This window comes from Rhodoglobus aureus, from assembly GCF_039527955.1.
GTDB classification, from domain to species: Bacteria; Actinomycetota; Actinomycetes; order Actinomycetales; family Microbacteriaceae; genus Rhodoglobus; species Rhodoglobus aureus.
The window spans coordinates 1-6,957 of sequence record NZ_BAAAKW010000050.1; the positions used below are offsets into that span (position 1 = coordinate 1).

General features: G+C 56.6%; 8 protein-coding genes. 6 read left to right on the forward strand and 2 right to left on the reverse strand.

Annotated features, from left to right (window positions below; genetic code table 11):
- Positions 1-164 precede the first annotated feature (164 nt).
- Positions 165-533, reverse strand: a complete 369-nt coding sequence (locus ABD112_RS11605; RefSeq protein ID WP_343926040.1) for an ArsR/SmtB family transcription factor — start codon at positions 531-533, stop codon at positions 165-167.
- Between the two features lie 85 nt (positions 534-618).
- On the opposite strand from ABD112_RS11605, the gene ABD112_RS11610 reads away from it, so the two are divergent.
- A complete protein-coding gene (locus ABD112_RS11610) occupies positions 619-1,899 on the forward strand; it encodes an NAD(P)-binding protein (protein ID WP_343926042.1) in 1,281 nt (426 codons plus the stop codon).
- Positions 1,900-1,925: 26 nt separating this feature from the next.
- Here the strand turns inward: ABD112_RS11610 and ABD112_RS11615 are convergent, their stop codons facing one another.
- Complete coding sequence (locus ABD112_RS11615; RefSeq protein ID WP_343926044.1) at positions 1,926-2,588, reverse strand: pentapeptide repeat-containing protein; 663 nt, start codon at positions 2,586-2,588, stop codon at positions 1,926-1,928.
- A gap of 88 nt (positions 2,589-2,676) precedes the next feature.
- On the opposite strand from ABD112_RS11615, the gene ABD112_RS11620 reads away from it, so the two are divergent.
- The 5 genes from ABD112_RS11620 to ABD112_RS11640 all read left to right on the forward strand — a co-directional run bounded on the left by ABD112_RS11620 (position 2,677) and on the right by ABD112_RS11640 (position 6,036).
- Complete coding sequence (locus ABD112_RS11620; RefSeq protein ID WP_343926046.1) at positions 2,677-3,033, forward strand: rhodanese-like domain-containing protein; 357 nt, start codon at positions 2,677-2,679, stop codon at positions 3,031-3,033.
- Positions 3,034-3,271: 238 nt separating this feature from the next.
- Positions 3,272-3,514 (forward strand): hypothetical protein, encoded by a 243-nt coding sequence (locus ABD112_RS11625; protein WP_343926048.1) that lies wholly within the window; start codon positions 3,272-3,274, stop codon positions 3,512-3,514.
- A 150-nt stretch (positions 3,515-3,664) separates the two neighbouring features.
- Positions 3,665-4,324 (forward strand): ATP-binding cassette domain-containing protein, encoded by a 660-nt coding sequence (locus tag ABD112_RS11630; RefSeq protein ID WP_343926050.1) that lies wholly within the window; start codon positions 3,665-3,667, stop codon positions 4,322-4,324.
- Positions 4,311-5,735 carry a hypothetical protein gene (locus tag ABD112_RS11635; RefSeq protein ID WP_343926052.1) on the forward strand — a complete coding sequence of 475 codons (1,425 nt, stop codon included), beginning with the start codon at positions 4,311-4,313 and terminating at the stop codon, positions 5,733-5,735. Before ABD112_RS11630 ends, ABD112_RS11635 begins: the two co-directional genes overlap by 14 nt.
- On the forward strand, positions 5,719-6,036 hold the full coding sequence (locus tag ABD112_RS11640; RefSeq protein ID WP_343926053.1) for a hypothetical protein: 318 nt from the start codon (positions 5,719-5,721) through the stop codon (positions 6,034-6,036). The genes ABD112_RS11635 and ABD112_RS11640 overlap by 17 nt, the downstream gene beginning before the upstream one ends.
- Positions 6,037-6,957 lie beyond the last annotated feature (921 nt).

Sequence of the window (6,957 nt, forward strand, 5' to 3'; positions counted from 1 at the left end):
ATCGACTCACTGTCAACCGTGCAGCATCTTCCGAGACAGCGATGAACTATCAGTTAGGAACGATGACCCGACACAGGTATGAACGATCTCCTGAAACCACACACCTCCGGGGGCACTGTTGTTTAGCTTGACTCTCACTATTTGCGTCGTGCATTCGTCTGCGCCTACGGCGAAACGACGCAGCAGGCCTCTGCCCCAGCATCCGTACTCGTGGCCACGGACGCGAGCATCTTGACGGGATCCGCGAAAGCTTCGCAGCAGAGTTCGTAGACGTTTGAGCGGCCGCGCGGTGTGACCGCAACGAGACCGTTCTCACGCAAGGGCGCGAGGTGGTGACTCACCAAGGTTTGGCTGAGGCCCGTGGCATCGGTGAGTTCCCGAACCGTATGGGCGCGCTCAGTGAGCAGCAGAACAAGCTGCAGCCGATTCGGGTCCCCCAGCGCGCGTAAAAGGGGCGCCAGGCTCTTCGCCCGCTCGGCGCTAGCCGACCACGCGGGCTTCTGAATCATCAGAAGGTCAACACGTTCACTCATAAGGACATTCTTACACAGACTCTTTGTTATCAACAGTAAGTACTGTTATTGTGAGCGAACACTGAAGATGACCTCGAGGAGAGCAATGACCGCCGCACAATCCCCCTCTACCGCGTTGCCCGTCGTCGTGATCGGAGCCGGCCCCATTGGGCTCGCGGCCGCTGCGAACCTCGTCAACCGCGGGATGAGCACGATCGTGCTTGAACAGAGTGACCATGCGGGGGCAGCCATCAGCGACTGGGGCCATGTGTCGTTCTTCTCCCCCTGGAAGTTCAGCATCGACCCCGCCTGTCACGAACTTCTCGACCGCACCGTCTGGCGCTCCTCCGACGCCGACGTGCTGCCGACCGGCGCCGAACTCGTCAGCGAATACCTGCGCCCCCTCTCCGAAACCGCCGAACTGGCACCCCTCATCCGCTACAACAACCGCGTAATTGGGATGTCGCGCCAAGGCATCGACTCCAGCCGAACCATCGGTCGCGAGCGCCGGCCGCTGCTCGTGCGCGTCGAATCCCCCACCGGAGTCGACGACATCCTGGCATCAGCCATCATCGACGCTTCGGGAACTTGGGGCCACAGCAATCCCGTTGGTGCATCCGGATTGCCTGCTCAGGGCGAAGCCGCCAGCAGCGACTGGCTTGTCGGCCCACTTCCCGACGTGCTGGGCGTTGACCGTGCACGATTCGCGGGCCATCACACCCTTGTCGTCGGCAAAGGTCACTCCGCCGCCAACACGGTGCTCGCCCTCGCCGAGCTGCAAGAGGATCAGCCAGACACGCAGATCACCTGGGCAATCCGTGGTCGTTCGCCTCGTAGCCTCTACGGCGGGGGCAGCGCCGACGAACTCCCCAGCCGCGGTGCCCTTGGCACCCGGCTCAAAATAGCGGTCGAAGCCGGCAAGGTCACTCTGCTGACCGACTTCACGATTACGAACTTAGAACCACAAGACGACGGGCGACTTCTCGTGGCCAGCCACGGCCCCGACGGCAATCAATCAGTCACAGTGGATGCCCTAGCCGCCGCCACCGGATTCCGCCCCGACCTCAGCATCCTGCGCGAACTGCACCTCAGCCTCGACCCCGTGCTCGAAGCTCCCGTTGCACTGGCGCCGCTCATCGACCCGAATGTGCACAGTTGCGGATCCGTCTCACCGCACGGAGCGAGTGTGCTCGCGCATCCAGAAAAGAACGTCTTTGTTGTCGGCATGAAGAGTTACGGTCGAGCGCCGACCTTCCTGCTGGCTACCGGCTACGAACAAGTGCGCTCGGTAGTAGCGGCTATCGCTGGCGATACGGCGAGCGCCGAACGCATCACCCTGTTGCTGCCCGAAACCGGGGTGTGCTGCACGACAAGCGGTGGATGCTGAGCCGCCAGCCAACCGCTACCGCTTCCCTAATCGTCGAGAACTATCCCTAGGTGATTGGCAAGGAGAGGCGCGAGTTCGCTCAGTTGATGCGAGTTGATCGTCGCGCCCGTCAGATGTTCCACCCCAGAAAGGTGCCGCAGCTCCAGGAAGCGAAGATCAACGTTGGTGAGCACGGAGCGCGTGAGGTCGAGGTTGTTGACCTGCGTATTGGAGAACGAGACGCGGTTGGCGGTTGCGGTACCAAGATCGAGCTCGTCGATCAGGCAGTCATCGAAGAGAACGTCCTGCAGGTGCGCCCCACGCAGGTTCAGGTAGCCAATACGGCAATGGCTGAAGCGAACAGATTTCCAGGTTGACTCGTAAAACTCGGCTGACCCCAGTCGAGATCCCTCAATGCTGACGTCTCGAAGATTTGAGCGCGGCGCGGTGAAAATCGGCGCATTGAGGCGGTCGAAGCGAGATTCGACAAAAGTTGCCGCCCGAAAGTTGGTCTCGTTGGCTTCAAGCTCGACAAACTCGCACTCCGAAAAAGACACCCCCGAGAGGTCTTGCTCGCCCACATCGGATGCCGCAAACCGCTCTCCGCTGTAGCTTTCGTGTGCCCTCAGTGACTTCGCATCGCCGTCCGCGAGGTTCTGAAGAAGCAGAGTATCGACTAGAGGGGCGGCAGTAGATGTCTTCCTCGCCATGCAATCAGTTGCTTCCTCAATTAGTTGGTGGGGTGAGGATTAGAAGCTAGCGCACACGCCTGACGCCCCATCCCACTCTTCTGTGGGCATGACGACACCCACTACTGCCGCCGACCGAGTCACCCACTTCACTAGCAAGTTCGAATTCGAGACAGATCCCTCGGATGTGCAAGCAGACGAGCACGACGGTGCCGCCTTCGTGCTCGTCGATACCCGTGGCGATGTTACCTGGAGTCAAGCCCGCGCAGTAGGTGCCATTCACATGCCCACACGCGAGATAGAGACCCGCGCCGCGGCTGAGATACCTGCTGGGACCCCGGTCGTTGTCTATTGCTGGAACCCGAGCCGCAACGGAGAAACCAAAGGCGCCCTCGAATTTGCGAAACTCGGTTACGAATACGAGTTCGAATCCCGCTTTCCTAGCGGGGAGGTGGAAGTCCTCTGAGGGTCGATGTTGGAGGCGCGATCAGCCACGATGCAGAAGCCGTCGAGTTTGAATGCGGCTTTGTGCCGTCTGATGGGCTTCATCCCACGACCGGCCACCTCGCCAGGCCTGCAATCAACTACGACTCGGTCTATTCCTGCTTGAGGGTGGAACGCGGAGTCTACCCAAAGACCTCGAAATTGTGTAATGTTCACTTACAAGCGGCGCAAGGCCGGTCACGTTCTAGGAGAAGGACAAAATGGTGGATACTTTAGAGATCCAAGCGACAGCCGCCGTGTACCGGCTGCGCAATCGACTGGACGACATGATTGTGAGATACGACGCTTGGTGGCTGGTGCTGCTCGCCGTCCTTCTGGTGCTCGCCTTCGCCTACCTGGTAGCGATGTCGATTTGGTGTTTGACGCAGGCGGGAGGTCGTCGCTTCACAGGAAACTGGAACTGGAGCCGGGTAGGCATCTCGATGTGGGTGGAATGCATTTGAGGCATTTCAGTTCACTTTCCTAACACTATGAGTGCGGATGCGTCACGGCGCTTCCAAGAGTGCCGCCCCGCATCCAGTGAGGTTTACATGATTTTGAATGTAGATTCGGTCAGCTTCTCCTACAAAAGGAGCTTTCCAGTTTTGCATGACGTGTCGTTCGAAGTACCTGAAAATGAGGTGGTTGCTCTCGTCGGGCCCAATGGGTCGGGAAAGTCGACCCTGATCAAGCTGATCGTCGATCTGTTGCACTTGCGTGATGGATCGATTCGCCTAGGCGGCCAGGACAACGGATCTCGCGAATCTAAGATGCGTTCGATGTATTTGGCGAGCAACGATTACCTCCCTGAGTTCCTAACCGGGAGTGAGTACCTACACTTTGTCGCGAGCCTCTACGGAGAGACAATAGACAGAGCAGAGGCGGTGAAAAAGTTCGCGCGCTACCAGATGATGGGGCGCGCGGACGAACTAATTGAGGACTACTCGCATGGAATGCGCAAGAAGCTTCAGTTGATTGCCGCCTTGCTTTTGAAGCGCGAGCTGACGATTATCGACGAGACCCTTAACGGTATTGACCTTGACGCCGCTTACGCCTTCGAAAGCGATGTCCAATCTTTGGCTCGGGACGGCAGATCGGTGATCGTTTGTAGCCACGATTTCGCCATGCTTCAAAGGGTCTCTCAGCGACTTCTATTTCTCGCTCACGGGTTCATTGTCACCGATGACTCGATGACCGAGGTGTTTGGCGAATACGGCTCCATCGATGCACTCGTGCGCGACTACTTGAGGGAAGAAGCGGATGAGCTTCCGTAGCACGCTGATCCTCGTTCGCTTCCTGCTTACATTTATAAACCGCCGCGTTTTTGGTCGCGGCATACTTCGATCAAAGACTGCGAAGACAGCGGCAATAGCGATTGCTCTCACCGCATTCGTCGGGTACGGCTTGCTCACGGTGGTAGTGGTACGGCAATACTTCGACGCAGAGATAGTGGAAATCCTCCTACTCTCCGGCGGCGCAGCCACACCATTTTGGGTGCTAATCGCATACACCATCGTGCGCGTTCTGTTTCTGAAGGCTGATCAACTAACGCAATTGACGTTCATGCTTCCTGCGACCAACCGTGAACGAACACTAGCATTTGCTATCTTCGAGGCACTCATGGTTGTCGGAGCATCGTTGATCACGTTCGGAGCATTCATCATTGCGGCGGCGACAATTAGTGGGTTCTCAATAATCTGGCGCGCAGTGGCGGCAATCTTCTTTCCGACAATCCTGTGCTACCTGTTGTTCAGCATCGTGTACCTCGGCGTAGAGCGGCTCGTAATTACGATCGGAGCGGGCCGCCTGCGCGGGTTGATCATCCCGTTTCTCTTTGCGGCCGCGTTGGTGGGTATGTTTACGCTTGCTAACTCACAATCACAAGAGATGCTCCAAGGATATCTTTCAGGTCAGCCATACTTCATACCCCAGTTGGGCTTCTTGAAAATTGCAGACTCTGCTGGCCCAGCGCTCGCTGTCCTCGTTTTCCTGATTTTGCTTTTAGCGCTGGGCACATTGGTGCTTGTTGCTGCACCAAAGGACTATGAACCCGTAAAGCAGCACTATCGTGTGCTGAGCGGGAAGCTCGCATCGAGTCAGCTTGGTCTTCATCTACTCGCGCTAGTGCGCAGCTTTGAAACGCTCATCGTATTGCTCTTTGCAACACTGGCAACCGCCGGGATAGCAATACTGAAGATCGAGATTCCACCCTATGTCCTTCTGTTCGTGACATTTCAGGGTGTGTATGCTTTCGCAAATAGTGAGCCGATCCGCCGCGCGACGCCAGCAGTGCAGGGCGCGGTAGCTTCATACCTCAATCTGGTAACAGCGCAAGCAATAGTGCTTCTCGTTGTGGCGGTTCCGGCTGTCGCGGTCTCTACCTGGCTCGGCATCGGGATTCAGCACAGCGCCCTCGCTATTGGGTTCTCCGCATGCAACATCTTGCTTTCGACTTTGGTTGGCATTCTCTTCCCCGCAGACAACGGAAATCCATTTTCCGTAGTCGTCGGCGTAGTCCTCGTATTTGCAATTGTGGCGATGGTCGCAATGGGTTTGAATATCTTCAGCCTGCCAGTAGCTATAAATGTCGCCGTAGTCGTCTTGTTGTCTGTGGCAGTTGTCGCCTACAGCATCGTGGGAATAAACAGAATCGAAAGGATAAGGCGCTATGAAATTGTTGCGTAATATTGGGATAGCGATCACGGTTGGATTCATAGTTACAGCGGCTACCGCCACATTGTCGATGATCTTCACCATGTTCGCGGAGGGAAGTGAACTTGGTCGGCGCTTGACGTTCTTCGACGGCTTGTTCTTCGAGGTCCGTGACGGCGCAAACGGAGCCATCCAGATGGGATTCGGGGTGCATGACTTTACACCAATCGTATTGTTTTTCGTGATCTCTTCAGTGTCGGTCTTTGCTTTCCTAGTCGCGTTGAACTTCCTGCGCGGCTATAGGGCAAAGTTGATCGATGAGCGAGCCAGTTAATTGGCCCAGATCGAGTGAGCGAACAATCAGGTGCGAGCCTGGCACTACTTGGGTTGCTCCGGCGCAGTAGTTGGTTTGCTTGTCTATCTGTGGTCTTGTTCGGGCTGATACTTGTACTGTCGCTCGTGACCTCCGACCCGGTTTTGACTCTCTGGTCGATCCTGCTTCTAGCGCACGCGATTCTTGGAGTGTGGTTGAGCTTCATAGTCCACGAGTGTGGTCACATTATGAGCTTGGCCGGGATCAGGAATTTGAGGGTCTCAGTGGAAGTGACCCTACTGCGTGTGTCAGTGGTCCCGCACGGAGAAATGACTGGGTGGGAAATTGTGCGTGGCGCTCTAGCTGGGCCACTCAGCTGCATGTCTATTGGAGTGTTGCTTTTGCTGATAGTGCCAGACCTGCAGCTTCACTGGTGGTATTTGCTCCACGGAGCGTTCCTATTGCCATTGTTCGGCGACGGGCGGAGTTTGATCAAGGGAGTGCTGCTTCGTAGAGAGCGAGCAACAGTACCTTGATGAGCGAACTGCTTTGCATTTGTGGCCCCTGCTACAGCTCGTACCAGTGAGTTTCCACTTTCGCTGCCGTCTACTCGGCAATTCGATTTTAAGCCTTCCGGTTTGATAGCGAGTTGCATTATTTGATTTCGACCGGCCACGACCTGCATTCACGTTGACTTGCTTGTAACTTATTCTCGAATGCGATAAACGACACAACGCTCAGGTAGCGGTGCAAGCGTTGGGCGACGCATCCATTCGAGGTTCGCGAGTTCAAAATGATCGGCCGCCTTCGATCGTCCCGGCTGAGCTGAACCGCAGATGGGTATGGCACTCTGAAGTGGCCCCACCTTTGAGGCTTTTAGTCGTTTGAAGTGGCCCCACCCTCGACCCACCCGTAGCGTTCTTTTTGTCGACCAAGACGAAG

What these genes read in the sequence shown, in the direction of transcription:
- ABD112_RS11605 (WP_343926040.1), bottom strand. Translation starts at nt 533, where the DNA reads ATGAGTGAACGTGTTGACCTTCTGATGATTCAGAAGCCCGCGTGGTCG.
- ABD112_RS11610 (WP_343926042.1), top strand. Translation starts at nt 619, where the DNA reads ATGACCGCCGCACAATCCCCCTCTACCGCGTTGCCCGTCGTCGTGATC.
- ABD112_RS11615 (WP_343926044.1), bottom strand. Translation starts at nt 2,588, where the DNA reads ATGGCGAGGAAGACATCTACTGCCGCCCCTCTAGTCGATACTCTGCTT.
- ABD112_RS11620 (WP_343926046.1), top strand. Translation starts at nt 2,677, where the DNA reads ATGACGACACCCACTACTGCCGCCGACCGAGTCACCCACTTCACTAGC.
- ABD112_RS11625 (WP_343926048.1), top strand. Translation starts at nt 3,272, where the DNA reads ATGGTGGATACTTTAGAGATCCAAGCGACAGCCGCCGTGTACCGGCTG.
- ABD112_RS11635 (WP_343926052.1), top strand. Translation starts at nt 4,311, where the DNA reads ATGAGCTTCCGTAGCACGCTGATCCTCGTTCGCTTCCTGCTTACATTT.
- ABD112_RS11640 (WP_343926053.1), top strand. Translation starts at nt 5,719, where the DNA reads ATGAAATTGTTGCGTAATATTGGGATAGCGATCACGGTTGGATTCATA.